Source organism: Solihabitans fulvus, assembly GCF_008386585.1.
Classification (GTDB): domain Bacteria; phylum Actinomycetota; class Actinomycetes; order Mycobacteriales; family Pseudonocardiaceae; genus Solihabitans; species Solihabitans fulvus.
In genome coordinates, this window is the sequence record NZ_VUOB01000041.1 from 241,580 (window position 1) to 257,791 (window position 16,212).

Here is a 16,212-nt window from a genome sequence, read left to right on the forward strand (position 1 = left end):
CTTCCGGTGGTTAAACGATTTCATGCATGTAATCTTTGTGAGTCAAGATCATTAACTACGCAGCGTGTGATTCTCCCGAAAATCGAACGTAATCTGTTTGTTACATTGCGAACCGGAGTCGCTGGGTTACTCTTGGCCACGTCGCGAGGCATGGAAGCGTCGAATCCGATCGGTTTGACCGTTGTTGGTTCAAACCAATCAAACAACGCGCCGAACGACGTCGTTGGTCGACTGCACGAGACCGTTTGATCTCTATGACTGTCGGACTGCTCGAACTTACTGGGGGTATTCCCTTATGCATGGAGAAGCTGACACCCGCGAGAACCCGCTGCTCACCGCGTCCGGTCAGGACGGCGCCGTGATCCCGGACGTCGCTGGGTTCGTCGACCTCACCCAGCACGAGATCCAGGCGTTGAAGACCCGGTTCAACCTCGCGGACGCGCACACGCACCAGCACCAGTCGGCGAGCCAGGACAAGATCGTGTCCAAGTTACCCGATTTGTGGTACGAAGCGGAGAACGGCCAGCAGGCCTACTACGAACAGCGGTTCATCAAGGCGTTCTTCCGGCTGCACGAGCAGCCGACCGCAGCCGGCCTGAACAAAACGATGCTCTCCTATGCGGCGAGCATCTCCACGATGGTCGCCGCGATGTTCCTCAGCCAGCGGAACATGTCGGTGACCCTGGTCGAGCCGTGCTTCGACAACCTCGTGGACCTGCTGCGCAACATGCAGGTCGAGCTGAACGCCGTCGACGAGAGCCACCTCGCCGACCCGGCGTCCATCTACGACAACCTCGTCCGCGAGGTGAAGACCGACGCGTTGTTCCTGGTCGACCCGAACAACCCGACCGGCTTCAGCCTGCTCAAGGACGGCCGCCGCGGCTTCGAGGAGGTCGTGCGCTTCTGCGTCGACCACAACAAGGTGCTGGTGATCGACCAGTGCTTCGCCGCGTTCGCGCTGGCCGACCGCGCGGTCGGCCGATTCGACATCTACCAGTTGCTGGAAAGCTCCGGCGTCACGTACATGGCGATGGAGGACACCGGCAAGACCTGGCCGGTGCAGGACGCGAAGTGCGCGATGATCACCGCGAGCGATGACATCCAGGGCGAGGTCTACAACCTGCACACGAGCGTCCTGCTCAATGTGTCGCCATTCGTGCTGAACTTCCTCGCGCACTACATCGAGGACTCGATCGAGGACGGTTTCGCCTCGGTTCGCGATGTCATCACCGAGAACCGCAAGCTGTGCCGCGAGAGCCTCGACGGTGACGTGCTCGAATACCAGGAGCCGTCGGTCAACGTGAGTGTCGCGTGGTTCCGCATCAAGCCGGCCGGCCTCACCGCGACCAAGTTGCAGGAGGAGCTGCTGCAGAACGAGGTTTACGTTCTGCCGGGCACCTACTTCTACTGGAACGACAAGAGCCGGGGCGAGAGCTTCATTCGGCTGGCGCTGGCCCGGGACCCGCAGGAGTTCGCCGGCGCGATGAACGCGATGCGCGAGATTCTGGCCCGCCATGAGCGGTGAGGCATTTATCGACGCCAGCCTGTTCATGGGGATGCACAGCAGCGACGACCGCATCCGGCGATCCTGCAAACGGTTCTTCGTGGAACGCCTGGAAACCGGCGCCGTGATGAGCCTCGAACAGGTCGGGCGTTGCGACGATCTGGTGTGGGGATTCCCCAGGGAGGTCCAGGACGCCTACTACCCGTTCATGGACGTCCTGCACACCGACATGAAGATCGACCGCATCGGCTACGCGGACGCGGACCTCGCGCTGGCCGCCGCGCCGGGCCAGGAACTGACCGGCCTGCCCGTGACGGACCGGCTCACCCTGGCGATGGTACTCAACCGGGGCGCGCGGCTGCACACCGTCAACCCCCGGTTGGTCGGCAGGGCGGGCCTGCCGCTCGACCCGCTGCCCGAGGACGCGGAGTCGGTGTTCCCGCCGGAGCTGGAGCAGCTCTACCAGGACTCCCTGGTGCTGTCCGTCGCTCCGGACGACGTGTGAGGTGGGGGAAGTGACCTACAAGGGAACGATCGTTCCGCTGGTGACGCCGCTGGACGCGGGCGGCGCGGTGTCGGAGAAGAGCGTCGACCGGCTGATCGAGGAGATCGGCGACGAGGTCACCGGCCTGATGCCCGCGCTCAGCTCCGGCGAGGGCTGGAAGCTGACCGAGCAGCAGTGGATCGACGTGGTGTCCTACACGATCCGGCACTCGCGCGGCCTGCCGGTGCTCGCCGGCGTCCAGCTGCCCGACACCGCCTCGGTGATCGCCAGGGCGCGCACGGCGGTGGACCTCGGCGTCGACGCCATCGTCGTGTCCACCCCGTTCGGTGGGGACGTCACCCAGGACGAGATCGTCGAGCACTACCGCGCGGTGCGCGAGGCGGTCGGCGTCGGGATCTTCGTCTACAACGAGGAAGCGGTGTCCGGCAACAGGGCCGAGCTGGACACGCTGCTGCGGGTGTGCCGGCTGCCCGGCATCGTCGGCATCAAGGAGTCCAGCGGCTCGACCGAGTTCACCCGCGCCCTGCTCGCCGCCGAGCCGGGGGTCCCGGTGTTCGAGGGCTGGGAGAACCTGCTCATCGACACGGTCGGCGTGCAGGGCTTCATCGGCCCGCTGGCCAACCTGGAACCCGCGGTGTGCAACGCGATGCTCGCCGAGCCGACCAAGCAGCGGCAGGAGGAGATCGACGACCTCTGCCGGCGGTTCGGCATCTTCGAGGACACCTGGTACAAGCCGGTCAAGGCCGAGCTGGTGCGGCGCGGGGTCATCGAGACCGACCTGACCGCCGGCGAGGAGCAGGGGGCAACGCCATGACGGCGACCGTGCAGAGCGCCGAGCAGGACACCGCGCGGCGCGACCAGGTGCGGCTGTTCCGGCTCAACCGCTCGGTGCCCGACGCCGACGGCTACCGGGAGATCCTTGAGCTGGAAGAGAAGCTGTTTCTCGGCAGGGCCAAGGAGATCGAGGCGGCCGCGCCGAAGTTCGGCTCGCGCGGCGAGCTGATCAAGGCGCTCGGCGAGTTCCTGGCGACCGAGCAGGCCGCCCCGAGCGACAGCGACCGCTACCTCGCCGAGGAGACCTCGCTCGCCGAGTTCAAGGAGGTCGTCGCCCAGTTCGCGGTCGACGGGCTGATCGAGTCGCAGTCGCTGCTCGCGGTCATCCCGAGGCTGCCGGCGAGGTCGCGAATGGCCGTGTTCCGCGTGCTGATCGACGAGTTCGGCTGCGGCAACGACGACCAGGAGCACGCCAAGCTGTACCGGAACCTGTTGGCGGAGCTGGACATGCCGACCGACCTGGACAGCTACGTCGAGCGGGCGACCGACGGCGTGCTCGCCTTCGTCAACCTGTTCTACTGGCTCGCGGCGAGGGCGCCTGCACCTGACTACTTCCTCGGCGCGTACTCGTACTTCGAGTCCAGCGTGCTCTACGCCTTCCGCAGCTTCGAGGCGGCGAGCAAGCGGCTCGGGATCGGCAGCGGCCAGTACTACAGCGAACACCTCTATATCGACGCGTTCCACAGCAAGCAGATGCAGACCGCGATTCGGGAGCTGGACACCGAACGCGGCGTGGACTACGCGAAGGTGTGGGCCGGGATCGAGCTGACCAGTGCCATCGTCGCCGAGGCCGTCGACGCGGCTGTCGCGCGGGCGAGGAGCGTCGCATGACGCAGGTCAGTCCGACCGAGAACACCATGGGGGAGCGCGTCTCCGGCGACGGCGACGCGGTGCTCCGGCAGCTCAACGAGGATCTGCTGCTCGTCGAGGTCGGCGGGCAGCGCATCCTCACCCAGGCGTACTGCCCGCACCGCAGGGGACGGCTGCTGTTCGGCTACGTCAACGAGCGCAAGCTGCGCATCACCTGTCCGCTGCACCACTCGACCTTCGACCTCACCACAGGTGAGCAGGTCTCCGGGCCGCCCTGCGCTCCTCTGCGGGTGGCCGTGTTGTCCGGTGAACCCCCCTATCCGGTCTCCGACCGCACCGGCTGACACCTCCCAGGGGCCACCACCCGGCCACACACGGCGGAACCTCCTTCCTTCCGCCGGCCGGTGTGGGTGGCCCGCTCCCGGGGTCGGCCCCGCCCGCGCGACGGGCGGGGCCGACCCCGGTTCCCGCGTAGCCGAGACTGCCAACGGAGGCGCTCGTGACGACCACCCAACCCACCTCCACGGTCGACGCGGTCGCGTCGGCGAGCGCCGACGGGGCCGAGCTGCTCGTACCTGTCGAGGAACGCACCTCCCCGGCCCGCGAGTTCATGTGGATCTGGCACTCCGCGCAGTTCTCCTTCGGCGTCGTCGTGCTCGGCTCCGTCCCGGTGACCTTCGGCCTGAGCTGGTGGGGCAGCGTCAGCGCGGTGCTCGTCGGCCTGCTGATCGGCACCTTCGCGTTCGCCCCGCTCGCGCGCTTCGGCATGCGGACCGGCGCGACCGACGCGGTGTCCAGCGCGGCGCACTTCGGCGTGCGCGGCAGGCTGATCACCAACCTGATCACCCTGTGCGTGGCCATCGGCTTCTTCGCCATCGCGGTGTGGACCGGCTCGACGGCCGTGCTCGCCGCGGGCAAGCGGCTGATCGGCACGCCGACCGGACCCGGCGCGCTCGCGGTGGTCATCCCGCTGGTGGCCGCCGCCGTCGTCGCGGTCGCCGTGTTCGGCTACGGGGTGCTGCTGGCCACCTACAAGATCGTCACGGTGGTCGGCGGGCTGGTGCTGCTGGCGATGGTCGTGGTGCTCGCCCCGCACTTCGACGCCGGCTACCACGGCGGGCAGCTCGCGCTCGGCGGGTTCTGGCAGACCTGGCTGCTCGGCGTCACGTTCGCCGCCACCATCCCGCTCAGCTACGCCACCCTCCAGGGCGAGTACTCCTCGCACGTCGCGCCGAAGGTCAGCGACCGGTCCGCCGTGCTGTGGAACGGCGTCGGCATGTATCTCAGCAACGCGATCGCGCTGTCCGTCGGGATCTTCGCCACCACCATGTTCGCCGGCTCGACCGCGCCGTGGGTGATCGCGCTGACCGACACCGTGCCGGCCTGGTTCGCCGTGTTCGTGGTGGTGTTCGGCTTCGTCGGCACGCTGCCGCAGGGCGCGCTGTGCATCTACGCGGCCGGCATCACCGCCAACACCATCGCGCGGCGCGCCTCCAGGGTCGCCTGCACGCTGGTGATGTCCGTCGTCGGCGTCGGCGTCCTCTATCTCGGCGCGGTGGCCTACAACGCGATCGACTCGATCTCCACCTTCGTGCTGCTGTTGCTGGCGCTGATCGCGCCGTGGGCCGCGATCATGCTCGTCGGCTTCGGGCTGCGCCGAGGCAGGTACGCGCCGGAGGAGCTGCTGACCCCGCACGGGCGGTACTGGTTCAGCGGCGGGGTGAACCTGCGCGCGGTCGCCGCGTTCCTGCCGGCCGTCGCGCTCGGCCTGCTGCTGACCAGCAACACCATCTACACCGGACCGTTGGCGAACCTGGCCGGCGGCATCGACCTCAGCTCGGTCGTCCCGTTCCTGGTGGCCGGCGGGCTGTACTACCTGCTGTGCCGGATCTCCCCGGAACGGGCGGCGGCGCACGACCTGGTGTGACGCGGCCCGGTGTGACGCGGTCCGGGGCAACGCGGCGGCCCGGCAGGGACGGATCCGTTAGCCTTGCCGGGTGCCTCGGGTCGTCGTGCTGGACTACGGATTCGGAAACATACGTTCCGCCGAACGCGCCCTGCGGCGCGTCGGCGCCGACGTCGAGGTGACCGCGGACCATCGCGCGGCGCTGGCGGCCGACGGCCTGGTCGTGCCGGGTGTCGGCGCGTTCGCGGCCTGCATGGACGGCCTGCGCGCGGTGCGCGGCGACCGGATCATCGGCGAGCGGCTGGCCGGCGGCCGACCGGTGATCGGGATCTGCGTCGGCATGCAGATCCTGTTCGAGCGCGGCATCGAGCACGGCGTCGAGGCGAAGGGCTGCGGGGAGTGGCCCGGCACCGTGGAGCGGCTGGCCGCCCCGGTCGTCCCGCACATGGGTTGGAACACCGTGCGCGCGCCGGAGGGCTCCCGGCTGTTCGCCGGGCTGGACGCGGACACCAGGTTCTACTTCGTGCACTCCTACGGCGTGCGCGACTGGGAGCTGACGCCGTCGGAGACGATCCGGCCGCCGCTGGTGACCTGGGCAACGCACGGCGAGGACTTCGTCGCCGCCGTCGAGAACGGCGCGCTGTGGGCCACCCAGTTCCACCCGGAGAAGTCCGGCGACGCCGGCGCGCAGCTGCTGGAGAACTGGCTCGCCACGACCGTCGACTGAGACGGCGCGGCGGCCGGGGACACCGCCCCGGCACGGTCGCTGGCCGAGGCCGACGTCACGCCAGGCGAGTCTGTGGCGGCACCTCTAGTACGGTGTGCCCGTGACGTTTACGCTGCTCCCGGCCGTTGATGTGGCCGATGGCAAGGCCGTCCGCCTGGTTCAGGGCGAGGCCGGCACCGAGACCTCCTACGGCGATCCGCGCGACGCCGCGCTAGCCTGGCAGCAGGACGGCGCCGAGTGGGTCCATCTGGTCGACCTGGACGCCGCCTTCGGCCGTGGGTCCAACCGCGAACTGCTGGCGAGGGTCGTCGGCGAGCTGGACGTCAAGGTGGAGCTGTCGGGCGGCATCCGCGACGACGAGTCGCTGGTCGCCGCGCTCGCCACCGGCTGCGCCAGGGTGAACCTCGGCACCGCCGCGTTGGAGGACCCGGCCTGGTGCGCCAAGGCGATCGCCGAGTACGGCGACCGGATCGCGGTCGGCCTCGACGTCCGGATCAGCGAGAAGGGGCACCGGCTGGCCGCGCGCGGCTGGACCGAGGACGGCGGCGACCTGTGGGAGGTGCTCGACCGGCTGGACCGGGACGGCTGCGCCAGGTACGTGGTCACCGACGTCAGCAAGGACGGCACGCTCAAGGGCCCGAACATCGAGCTGCTGCACGAGGTCTGCGCCCGCACGGACGCGCCGGTGATCGCCTCCGGCGGGGTGTCCAGCGTGGCCGACCTGGTCCAGCTCGCCGAGCTGGTGCCGGACGGCCTCGAAGGGTCCATCGTCGGCAAGGCGCTCTACGCCGGCGCGTTCACGCTGCCCGAGGCGCTGGCCGCCGTCCGAGGCTGATTTCCTTACGTTCCTTACTTTCCTTACACACCAATGCCAACGTGACGCCGGGCGGCCGTCCCGGCGTCACGTTGGTCCGTCATGGACGATGCTCGGTCAGCTCAGCTGCTTCAGGATCTCCGCGAGCTGCGCGAGGATCAGCGGCTCCACGACCTCCTTGGTGACGCCGAGCCGCACGAGCGTCCCGGCGGCGAGCTCGTCGCCCTCGGCGAGCACGCCCAACAGCAGGTGCTCGGTGCCGATGTAGTTGTGTTGCAGCAGCAGGGCCTCCCGCAGGGTCAGTTCGAGCGCCTTCTTCGCCTGCGGCGTGAACGGGAGGTGCCCCGGCAGGGTGTCCTGTGGCTCGGGCAGTTGCTCGACGATCGCCTTCCTGACGTCGGCCAGCGACGCGCCGAGCGCCTCCATCGTCCGTGCCGCAACGGCTTCCGGCTCGCCGAGCAGGGCGAGCACCAGGTGCTCCGGACCGATCTGCGGGCTGCCGGCGTTCCTGGCCTCCTCCTGCGCGAGGACGATCACGTGCCTGGCGCGGTCGGTGTACCGGCCGAAGGGGTGCTGCGCGCCGGACGCCGTCACGTCGGGCGGATCCTTTGGCACGAAGCGTTTCTGCGCGGCCTGTTTGCTCACGCCCATGCTCTGGCCGATCTCGGTCCAGGACGCGCCCGCGCGCCTGGCCTGGTCGACGAAGTGCCCGATGAGGTGGTCGGCCACCTCGCCGAGGTGATCCGCGGTGAGCACGGCGTCGCTGAGGTGGTCCAGCGCGCCGCCGTCGGGGTGTTGGTTCTTGACGAGAGTGATGAGGTCGTCCAGTCGGACGGATTCGGCTGCCATGCGTCAACCATAGGTTGACGATGCCGAGTGCGTCAACCTTGGGTTGACGATTGGTCGGTCAGGGTGATCGCGATGCCGACGGTGCCCGTCCTGCCGCGCCGCAGCCTGCTGCCCAGCAGCACCAGCCTGCCGACGATCCCGTACTTCCGTGCGATCAGCGCGCGCACCTGGTCGGAGCCCTCGTCGTCGAGCAGCACGGCGTGGCAGGGCGCCGAATCGCCCGTCGGGTTGCCGCGCACGTCGCACGGGCCGACCTCGGCCGGCACTCCCGCCGCGCCCCCGCGCCGCACCCGCTTGGCCTTCCCTGAGTCCGCCGGCGTCCAGACCACCAGCTCCTCGCCCCGGCCCGCCACCCACACCGGCGTCGGCACCGCCCTGCCGTCCTTGCGGAAGGTGGTCAACAGCACGTACTTGCCCTCGGCAAGCCGCGCGACGGCGCGATCCTCGGAGCTCACCGGGTAACGGTAGCGCCACGCGTCACGACATGCCGAAATGCAACCGTGCAGATCAGCTGTCGCGCTCCGCGTCGAGACCGGTACGGTGAGTGCTCGTTCCCGCTCTCTCCTGATGGGAGTCCGTGAGTCGTGAACGGCCCCGCTGACGCCGGCGGCACCGCCGCCGACGCTCTCGACGCGTGGCGGGTCCCGCTCGCCGTCGAGTGGGCCGCCGCGATCAACGCGACCTGCTACGTGCCGATGTCCCCGAAGAAGCTGGAACGGCGGCTGCGCGCGCTGGCCGGCCAGCTGGCCGACGCGCTCGTCGAGGCGCTGACCTCGACCGACATCGCCGCCGAGGTCGGCAGGGGGCTCATCGACATCGACGGCGTCGGCGAGCGCGCCCTGCGGGACAGCCTCTTGCTGCTGCGCACCGCGCTGCTCGGCCTCGCCGTGGCGCGCGGCGTCGACGACCCGGACGAACACGTCGCCGCCCTGCTCGCCGAACTGGCCACCAGCTTCGCGATCGCCCTGCAACAGCGGACCTTCGAGCAGCAGGAGGCGCTCAAGAGCGCGCTGGTGCGGGCGCGCGAGGCCGCCGAACGCAACCTGCGGGAGAGCGAGTCCCGGTTCGCGGAGGTGTTCGCCTCCGCCGCCGTCGGCATGGCCATCACCGACCTGGACGGCCGGATCGTGCGGACCAACGACGCCCTCACCGAGATCCTCGGCTACACCGCGGAACAGCTCACCGGGCAGCTGCTCTCGGGCTTCTTCCACGGCGAGGACGTGGAGAACCTGTTGCAGGAGTACGACATGCTCGCGCACCTGCCGGTGAAGCGGTTCCGCAAGCAGTGCCGGCTGATCCGCAACGACACCGAGCCAGCGTGGACCTACCTGGCCGTGTCGCTGCTGACCGACCTGGACGACACGCCGACGCACTTCGTCACCTCGGTCGAGGACATCACCGACCTGTACCTGATCAAGGAGCGGTTCAAGCACCAGACGATGTTCGACTCGCTCACCGGCCTGGCCAACCGGGCCTACTTCACCTCACACCTCCAGGGCGTCGTCGAACGGCCGAGCCTCAGCAACCGCGTGCAGCTGTACTACTTCGACCTCGACGGCCTCACCGCCATCAACACCGGCCTCGACCGGCGGGTGGGCGACCGCGTCCTGCAACTGTTCGCGGACAAGCTCAGCGCGGTCTTCGCGCACCTCGACGCGATGGTCGCCAGGCTGGAGGGCACCAAGTTCGCGGTGCTCGCCCAGTACCAGGAGCAGACGCCCGACGTGGTCACCCTCGTCGAGGCGGTCCGCGAGGAGGTGGCCGAGCCGATCTACGTGGGCGGCCACGGCGTCCTGGTCACCGTCAACATCGCCGTCGTCGACCGGGCCACCGGCGAGAGCGGCGCTGACGAGCTGCTCGTCGCGGCCGACCTCACGCTGCGCCAGGTCAAGCGGGGCGGCAAGTCGCAGTGGGGCCTGTTCGACGACGCCAGGTACGAGGCCGACCGGGCCCGCTACGAACGCGCCGCCGCGTTCCCCGAGGCCTGGGAGAGCGGCGAGGTGGCGATCCGCTGCCGCGCCGTCGCGGGGCCTGCTGGCGTCGTCGCCGGCGTGCTGCTCGAAGTGGCCTGGGACAGCCCCGAGTACGGGCTCGTGCCGCACGGCGAGTGCGTGCGGCTGGCCGAGGAGGTCGGCATCGACCTGCCGCTTGGCGAGTGGCTGCTGCGCGGCGCGGCCGAGCAGGCCGCGGACTGGCGGCGGCGGTTCGGCGACGTGAGCCCGTTCGTGCTGGTCGGCCTCCTCGGCGGGCACGCGACGGACCAGGACCTCGTCGCCCTGCTCAGGAAGGTGCTCGACGACTCGGGGCTCGCGCCGGGCGACCTCGGCATCGCACTGCCGGCGTCCTGCCTGCGCGACGGGATCGACGGCGGGGACGACTTCGTCGCGGGCGACAACGCCGAGGTGCTGCTCGACCTCGGCGTGCCGACCTGGCTGTCCGGGTTCGGCGACGGGCACCGCGACCTCGCGCTGCTTGAGCGGTACCCGGTGCGGGGCGTGCTGCTCGGCGACTGGGTGACCGAACGGCTGGCCGTGTCGCACGACCCGTTCGTCGGGCCAGCGCTGGCCGGGCTCCTCGCGCTGACCGCCGACCGGGGCGTGCGGATCGTCGCGGGCGGCGCCGCGCCGGCCGAGCGGCTGCACGGCCTCGGCGTCGACCTCGTGCACGCGGACCTGCCGACCGACCCGGACGACCTCGCCGAGGTCGTCGAGGCGCAGCGCCCACCAGGGGCTCCTGGCGCGACGACCGGCACGTAGGCTCGGGGCATGCCCGTCGCGGTCCGAGTGATCCCCTGCCTAGACGTCGATCGCGGCAGGGTGGTGAAGGGCGTCAACTTCACCAACCTCGTCGACGCCGGCGACCCCGTCGAGCTGGCCAGCGCCTACGACGCGGCTGGCGCGGACGAGCTGACCTTCCTCGACGTCACCGCGTCCTCCGGCGACCGCGAGACGACCTTCGACGTGGTGCGGCGCACCGCCGAGCAGGTGTTCATCCCGCTCACCGTCGGCGGCGGCGTGCGCAGCACCGAGGACATCGACAAGCTGCTGCGCGCCGGGGCGGACAAGGTCAGCGTCAACACGGCCGCGATCGCCCGCCCCGAGCTGCTCGGCGAGGCATCCCGGCGGTTCGGCGCGCAGTGCGTCGTGCTGTCGGTCGACGCGCGCCGGGTGCCCGACGGCGGGCAGCCGACCCCGTCCGGGTTCGAGGTCACCACGCACGGCGGTCGGCGCGGCACCGGCATCGACGCCGTGGAGTGGGCGGCGCGCGGCCAGGAGCTCGGCGTCGGCGAGATCCTGCTCAACTCGATGGACGCCGACGGCACCAAGGCCGGGTTCGACCTCGACCTGCTGCGGCGGGTGCGGGCCGTGGTGGACGTGCCGCTGATCGCCAGCGGCGGCGCAGGCGCGGTCGAGCACTTCGCCCCCGCCGTCGCCGCGGGAGCGGACGCGGTGCTGGCCGCCAGCGTGTTCCACTTCGGACAGTTGCGGATCAGTGAGGTCAAAGAAGCGTTGCGTGCCAAAGGAGTAGAGGTCCGATGATGCCCAAGGTTCCTTTCGCAGGCCGCACGCAGACACCCACCGAGGTGCGGGTGGCCGCGATGATCTCGCTCGGCACCGGCCTCGCCTTCATCCTGCTCGCGCTGCTGCGCTGGCAGGTCGAGGGTGGCGCGCTGCGCGGCTTCGTGCAGCTGCCCGGTTTCGTGGCGCTGCTGGAGATCCTGGTGGCGCTTGGCCTTGCCCTCGGGTTCCGGCCCGCGCGGCTGTTGGGCATCACCGTGCTGATCGTGATCACCCTGCTCCAGCTGGTGTTGGCGCTCAGCGACGTGCAGTGGTGGTCGCGGGTGGTGTCGGTGGCGATCGCCGCCGCCCTCGTCTACGCCATCGTGCTGCTGAACACCGCGCCCGCGCGCGACTACCTCGGCGGCGCTCGATGACCAGTCCGCTCGACCCGATGATCGCCGCGCGGCTCAAGCGCACCCCGGACGGGCTGGTCTGCGCCGTGGCGCAGCAGCGCGGGACCGGCGAGGTGCTGATGGTCGCCTGGATGGACGACGAGGCGTTGCACCGCACGCTGACCACCCGGCGGGGCACCTACTACTCGCGCAGCCGCCAGCAGCTCTGGGTCAAGGGGGAGACCTCGGGCCACACCCAGTACGTGCACGAGGTGCGCCTCGACTGCGACGGCGACACGCTGCTGCTCGTGGTCGACCAGGCGGGCGCCGCCTGCCACACCGGCGACCGCACCTGCTTCGACGCCACGCTCCTGCTCGCCGACGAATCGGACACCGACGACGTGGCCGCAGGTGGATCGGACGCCGCCGACCAGGCCACGCCGGTCTAGGAACCCCTAACCGGCGGCCGGGGCGATCGGCTCGGTCAGGTAGCGCTGGAGTGTCGGCGCGATGGCGGCGACGACCGTGTCGACATCGCTGCTGGCCAGCGGCTCGAACCGCAGCACGTACCTGACCAGGCCGAGGCCGAGCAGCTGCGAGGCGCACAGGCTGGCGCGCAGGTCGGACTGGTCGATGCCGAGCTGGCCGATGATCCGCTCGAAGATCATGTGCTGGAAGAAGTTCCTGAGCGCCTGCGCGGCCGCGTCGTGGCTGGTCATGCTGCGGACCAGGGCGGTGAACCTGCCGCCCTCGTTGGTGTCCCAGATGGTCAGGAACGTGCGCACGATCCGTTCGGCCAGGTCGGCCCGGTCGCCGGCCAGCAGCGCGGCCACGGTCTGCTGCGGGTCGAACGGGAGCTGGAGCACCGCCTTGGCGAACAGGCCCTCCTTGCCGCCGAACCAATGGTTGACCATGGCGGCGTCCACGCCGGCCCTGGTGGCGATGGCCCGCACGGTCGCCCCGTCGTAACCCTGCTCGACGAACACCTCGCCGGCCGCGGCCAGCAGCGCCGACCTGGTGTCCTCGCCGGCCGGTCGGCGGCCCCTGCGGCGGGCAGGCGGGGTGGCCTGCGGTTCGGTGCTCGTCACCCAGCCATCATGACTGCTTTCAACGCCCGATGAACAACAGGGCGGCTGCGGCTCGTCGACCGCGCCACGGCACAATGCTCGGCATGGTCAGCGTGATCGGACGCCCTGTTGGAACCGGTGCCGGCACGGGCATGGGTGGCATCAGCCCGTCCCGCGAGGAGTTTCGCGCGCTGGCGGCCGACCGCCGCGTCATCCCGGTGGTGCGCAGGCTGCTGGCCGACGCCGAGACGCCCGTCGGCGTGTACCGCAAGCTCGCCGCCGACCGGCCGGGCACGTTCCTGTTCGAGTCGGCCGAGAACGGCCGTTCCTGGTCGCGCTGGTCCTTTGTCGGCGTGCGCAGCTCGGCGACGCTGACCGCCACCGGCGGCGAGGCGAGCTGGACGGGCACCCCGCCCGTCGGCCTGCCAGACGGCGGCGACCCGCTGGTCGCGTTGCGCGAGACCGTGCAGGCCCTGCGCACCGACCCGCTGCCCGACCTGCCGCCGCTGACCGGCGGGATGGTCGGCTTCATCGGCTACGACGCCGTGCGCCGCCTCGAACGGCTGCCCTCGCTGGCCGAGGACGACCTCGGCACGCCGGAGCTGGTGATGCTGCTGGCCACCGACCTCGCCGCGCTGGACCACCACGAGGGCACCGTCACGCTCATCGCGAACGCGGTGAACTGGGACGACTCCCCGGAGCGAGTGGACGCCGCCTACGACGACGCGGTCGCCAGGCTGGAGGAGATGACCGTCCGGCTGCACACCCCGGCCCCGCCGACCGCGGCCGTGTTCTCCCGGCCCAAGCCCGAGTTCCTGCGCCGCCGCACGCCCGCCGAGCACCACGCCGCCGTGGAGACCGCCAAGGCGGCCATCCGGGCGGGCGAGGCGTTCCAGGTGGTGCTGTCCCAGCGGTTCGAGATGTCCACCACCGCCGACGCGCTCGACGTGTACCGGGTGCTGCGGACCTCCAACCCCAGCCCGTACATGTACCTGCTGCGGCTGGACGGCTTCGACATCGTCGGCTCCAGCCCCGAGGCGCTGGTGACCGTGCGGGACGGCAAGGCGACCACGCACCCGATCGCCGGCACGCGCTGGCGCGGCGTGGACGCCGAGGAGGACGCGCTGCTGGAGAAGGACCTCCTGGCCGACGCCAAGGAGCGGGCCGAACACCTGATGCTGGTCGACCTCGGCCGCAACGACCTCGGCCGGGTCTGCAAGCCGGGCTCCGTGCACGTGGTGGACTTCTTCAAGGTCGAGCGCTACAGCCACGTCATGCACATCGTGTCCACGGTCACCGGCGACCTGGCCGACGGCCGCACCGCGTTCGACGCCGTGGCCGCCTGCTTCCCGGCCGGCACGCTGTCCGGCGCGCCGAAGCCGAGGGCGATGGAGCTGATCGAGGAGCTGGAGCCGACCAGGCGCGGCCTGTACGGCGGCGTCGTGGGCTACCTGGACTTCGCCGGGGACGCCGACACCGCGATCGCCATCCGCACCGCGCTGATCCGCGACGGCGTCGCCTACGTGCAGGCGGGCGGCGGCATCGTGGCCGACTCCGACCCGGTGGCCGAGGACAACGAGTGCCTGAACAAGGCGGGCGCGGTGCTCGCGGCGATCGCCACCGCGCAGACCATGGCTCCGGCCGTGCGGGACAGCGGTGTCTGACGTGTCCGAACAGGCGCCACCCGACCAGTCGACCCCACGTCCGTCCCGTCGTCCACTGTGGACGGTGGTGCTGCTGCTTCTCCTTGGCGCGGCGGCACTGTGGGGCTCGTCGAAGCTGACCTGGTCGTGGACCGTGGACTCGATCCCCGCGCACGGCGCGGTGGTGCGCGAGGTGGACGGCGCGGGGACGACCCCGGCGCTCGTGCCGCTTGCGCTGCTCGCGCTGGCCGCCGTCGCGGCCGTGGTGGCGATGGGCGGCTGGCTGCGCAGGGTGCTCGGCGCGGTGCTGGTGCTGCTGGCCTGCGCGCTCGGTTGGGTCGCGGTCACCGCGGCGGCCGGGTCGGGGCTGGTGTTCCTCTCGGCGGCGCAGTACGAGCAGGCGCACCACGCGATGGTGGTCGGCTACGTCGGGCGCGGCCTGGCCGGCCTCGCCGCCGTGATCCTGCTCACCGCCGGTGTCGTGCTGGTGCTGCGGGGTCACCGGCTGCCCAGGCTGGGCGGCAGCTACCAGACGCCGGGGGCGGCCAGGAAGGCCATCGACCCGGACAAGGAACTCTGGAACGCCCTGGATCAGGGCGACGACCCCACGGCCGACGCCGGGGCCGCCGATTCCGGCTCCTCCCGCGACGGCGCACGTCTGCGCACGTCGGATCCGGACGGCCCTGCCGAGCAGCACTGATCGGGCGACCCGGTGGCCGGCGGCGTCCGCCTGCGGGGTTAGCATCCTGTAGGCGGGAAGGGGAGCATGACGTGCGGGAGCTTGCGACCGAAGTAGGGAAAAACGCGGTAGTTCGGACGATGCGGACGAGCACGGGCGAGGTGGCCCGATGACTGTTCTCGAGTCGATTATCGAAGGCGTCCGCGAGGACCTGGCCGCCCGTGAGGCGGCGCTGTCCTTCGAGCAGGTCAAGGAGGGCGCGGCCAAGGCCACTCCGCCGCTGGACGCGCGGTCGGCGCTGCGCGGTGCCGGGATCGGCGTGATCGCCGAGGTGAAGCGGCGCAGCCCGTCGAAGGGTGCCCTCGCGGACATCCCCGAGCCGGCCGACCTGGCCAGGCAGTACGAGGCTGGCGGGGCCGCGGTGATCAGCGTGCTGACCGAGCAGCGCCGGTTCGGCGGATCGCTCGCCGACTTCGACGCCGTGCGCGCCGCGGTGCAGGTTCCCTTGCTGCGCAAGGACTTCGTGGTCAGTCCTTATCAGGTGCACGAGGCGCGGATGCACGGAGCCGACCTGGTGCTGCTGATCGTGGCCGCGCTGGAGCAGAACGCCCTGGCGTCGCTGCTCGACCGGGTCGAGTCGCTCGGCATGACCGCGCTGGTCGAGGTGCACACGGCCGAGGAGGCCGACCGCGCGCTGGAGGCGGGCGCGAGCGTGATCGGCGTCAACGCGCGGAACCTGCACACGCTCGAAGTGGATCGCGACACGTTCGGCCGGATCGCCCCCGGGCTGCCCTTCGAGGTCATCAAGGTGGCCGAGTCGGGTGTGCGGGGTCCCGGCGACCTGATGGCCTACGCGGGCGTCGGCGCGGACTCCGTGCTGGTCGGTGAGGGCCTGGTGACCAGCGGGGATCCGAAGGCGGCGGTGAACCAGCTCGTCACGGCCGGTTCGCACCCGGCGTGCCCGCGTCCCAGCCGATAGACG

Annotated in this window: 18 protein-coding genes; 15 read left to right on the forward strand and 3 right to left on the reverse strand. The window is 70.7% G+C overall.

Annotated features, from left to right (window positions below; genetic code table 11):
* The first annotated feature begins 295 nt into the window (after positions 1–295).
* From F0L68_RS23055 to priA, 8 genes are all read left to right on the forward strand, one after another.
* On the forward strand, positions 296–1,525 hold the full coding sequence (locus F0L68_RS23055; protein WP_149851715.1) for an aminotransferase class I/II-fold pyridoxal phosphate-dependent enzyme: 1,230 nt from the start codon (positions 296–298) through the stop codon (positions 1,523–1,525).
* On the forward strand, positions 1,515–2,009 hold the full coding sequence (locus F0L68_RS23060) for a DUF6190 family protein (RefSeq protein WP_149851716.1): 495 nt from the start codon (positions 1,515–1,517) through the stop codon (positions 2,007–2,009). Before F0L68_RS23055 ends, F0L68_RS23060 begins: the two co-directional genes overlap by 11 nt.
* Positions 2,010–2,019: 10 nt before the next feature.
* A complete protein-coding gene (locus tag F0L68_RS23065; RefSeq protein ID WP_149851717.1) occupies positions 2,020–2,823 on the forward strand; it encodes a dihydrodipicolinate synthase family protein in 804 nt (267 codons plus the stop codon).
* Positions 2,820–3,674 (forward strand): iron-containing redox enzyme family protein, encoded by an 855-nt coding sequence (locus tag F0L68_RS23070; RefSeq protein ID WP_149851718.1) that lies wholly within the window; start codon positions 2,820–2,822, stop codon positions 3,672–3,674. Before F0L68_RS23065 ends, F0L68_RS23070 begins: the two co-directional genes overlap by 4 nt.
* Positions 3,671–3,997 carry a Rieske (2Fe-2S) protein gene (locus F0L68_RS23075; RefSeq protein ID WP_223199049.1) on the forward strand — a complete coding sequence of 109 codons (327 nt, stop codon included), beginning with the start codon at positions 3,671–3,673 and terminating at the stop codon, positions 3,995–3,997. The genes F0L68_RS23070 and F0L68_RS23075 overlap by 4 nt, the downstream gene beginning before the upstream one ends.
* Before the next feature lie 155 nt (positions 3,998–4,152).
* Complete coding sequence (locus F0L68_RS23080) at positions 4,153–5,580, forward strand: purine-cytosine permease family protein (RefSeq protein WP_223199050.1); 1,428 nt, start codon at positions 4,153–4,155, stop codon at positions 5,578–5,580.
* 70 nt (positions 5,581–5,650) lie between these two features.
* The gene (gene hisH / locus F0L68_RS23085) at positions 5,651–6,286 is read left to right on the forward strand and encodes an imidazole glycerol phosphate synthase subunit HisH (RefSeq protein WP_149851719.1); all 636 of its coding nucleotides are present in this window, start codon (positions 5,651–5,653) and stop codon (positions 6,284–6,286) included.
* Positions 6,287–6,386: 100 nt separating this feature from the next.
* Positions 6,387–7,121: a bifunctional 1-(5-phosphoribosyl)-5-((5-phosphoribosylamino)methylideneamino)imidazole-4-carboxamide isomerase/phosphoribosylanthranilate isomerase PriA gene (gene priA, locus F0L68_RS23090; RefSeq protein ID WP_149851720.1), complete on the forward strand. Its 735-nt coding sequence runs from the start codon at positions 6,387–6,389 to the stop codon at positions 7,119–7,121.
* A 96-nt stretch (positions 7,122–7,217) separates the two neighbouring features.
* On the opposite strand, the gene F0L68_RS23095 is transcribed toward priA, so the two are convergent.
* Positions 7,218–7,949, reverse strand: a complete 732-nt coding sequence (locus tag F0L68_RS23095; protein WP_149851721.1) for a Clp protease N-terminal domain-containing protein — start codon at positions 7,947–7,949, stop codon at positions 7,218–7,220.
* Between the two features lie 32 nt (positions 7,950–7,981).
* Positions 7,982–8,404, reverse strand: a complete 423-nt coding sequence (locus F0L68_RS23100; protein WP_149851722.1) for a PPOX class F420-dependent oxidoreductase — start codon at positions 8,402–8,404, stop codon at positions 7,982–7,984.
* A gap of 129 nt (positions 8,405–8,533) precedes the next feature.
* Here F0L68_RS23100 and F0L68_RS23105 point away from each other — a divergent pair, with 129 nt between their 5' ends.
* Genes F0L68_RS23105 through hisI form a run of 4 tightly spaced genes read left to right on the forward strand, consistent with a single transcriptional unit; the run spans position 8,534 to position 12,290 of the window.
* Complete coding sequence (locus tag F0L68_RS23105) at positions 8,534–10,705, forward strand: diguanylate cyclase domain-containing protein (RefSeq protein WP_149851723.1); 2,172 nt, start codon at positions 8,534–8,536, stop codon at positions 10,703–10,705.
* Between the two features lie 9 nt (positions 10,706–10,714).
* Complete coding sequence (hisF, locus tag F0L68_RS23110; protein WP_149851724.1) at positions 10,715–11,488, forward strand: imidazole glycerol phosphate synthase subunit HisF; 774 nt, start codon at positions 10,715–10,717, stop codon at positions 11,486–11,488.
* Positions 11,488–11,883 carry a hypothetical protein gene (locus F0L68_RS23115; RefSeq protein WP_149851725.1) on the forward strand — a complete coding sequence of 132 codons (396 nt, stop codon included), beginning with the start codon at positions 11,488–11,490 and terminating at the stop codon, positions 11,881–11,883. The genes hisF and F0L68_RS23115 overlap by 1 nt, the downstream gene beginning before the upstream one ends.
* Entirely contained in the window at positions 11,880–12,290 is a 411-nt protein-coding gene (gene hisI, locus F0L68_RS23120) for a phosphoribosyl-AMP cyclohydrolase (protein WP_149851726.1), read from the forward strand. The genes F0L68_RS23115 and hisI overlap by 4 nt, the downstream gene beginning before the upstream one ends.
* Positions 12,291–12,296: 6 nt before the next feature.
* Here the strand turns inward: hisI and F0L68_RS23125 are convergent, their stop codons facing one another.
* A complete protein-coding gene (locus F0L68_RS23125) occupies positions 12,297–12,929 on the reverse strand; it encodes a TetR/AcrR family transcriptional regulator (RefSeq protein ID WP_149851727.1) in 633 nt (210 codons plus the stop codon).
* 83 nt (positions 12,930–13,012) lie between these two features.
* Here F0L68_RS23125 and F0L68_RS23130 point away from each other — a divergent pair, with 83 nt between their 5' ends.
* The 3 genes from F0L68_RS23130 (at position 13,013) to trpC (ending at position 16,209) form a co-directional block, all read left to right on the forward strand.
* Positions 13,013–14,572, forward strand: a complete 1,560-nt coding sequence (locus tag F0L68_RS23130) for an anthranilate synthase component I (RefSeq protein WP_149851728.1) — start codon at positions 13,013–13,015, stop codon at positions 14,570–14,572.
* 64 nt (positions 14,573–14,636) lie between these two features.
* Positions 14,637–15,251 carry a Trp biosynthesis-associated membrane protein gene (locus F0L68_RS23135; RefSeq protein ID WP_223199051.1) on the forward strand — a complete coding sequence of 205 codons (615 nt, stop codon included), beginning with the start codon at positions 14,637–14,639 and terminating at the stop codon, positions 15,249–15,251.
* A 148-nt stretch (positions 15,252–15,399) separates the two neighbouring features.
* Complete coding sequence (gene trpC, locus F0L68_RS23140) at positions 15,400–16,209, forward strand: indole-3-glycerol phosphate synthase TrpC (RefSeq protein WP_149851729.1); 810 nt, start codon at positions 15,400–15,402, stop codon at positions 16,207–16,209.
* Positions 16,210–16,212 lie beyond the last annotated feature (3 nt).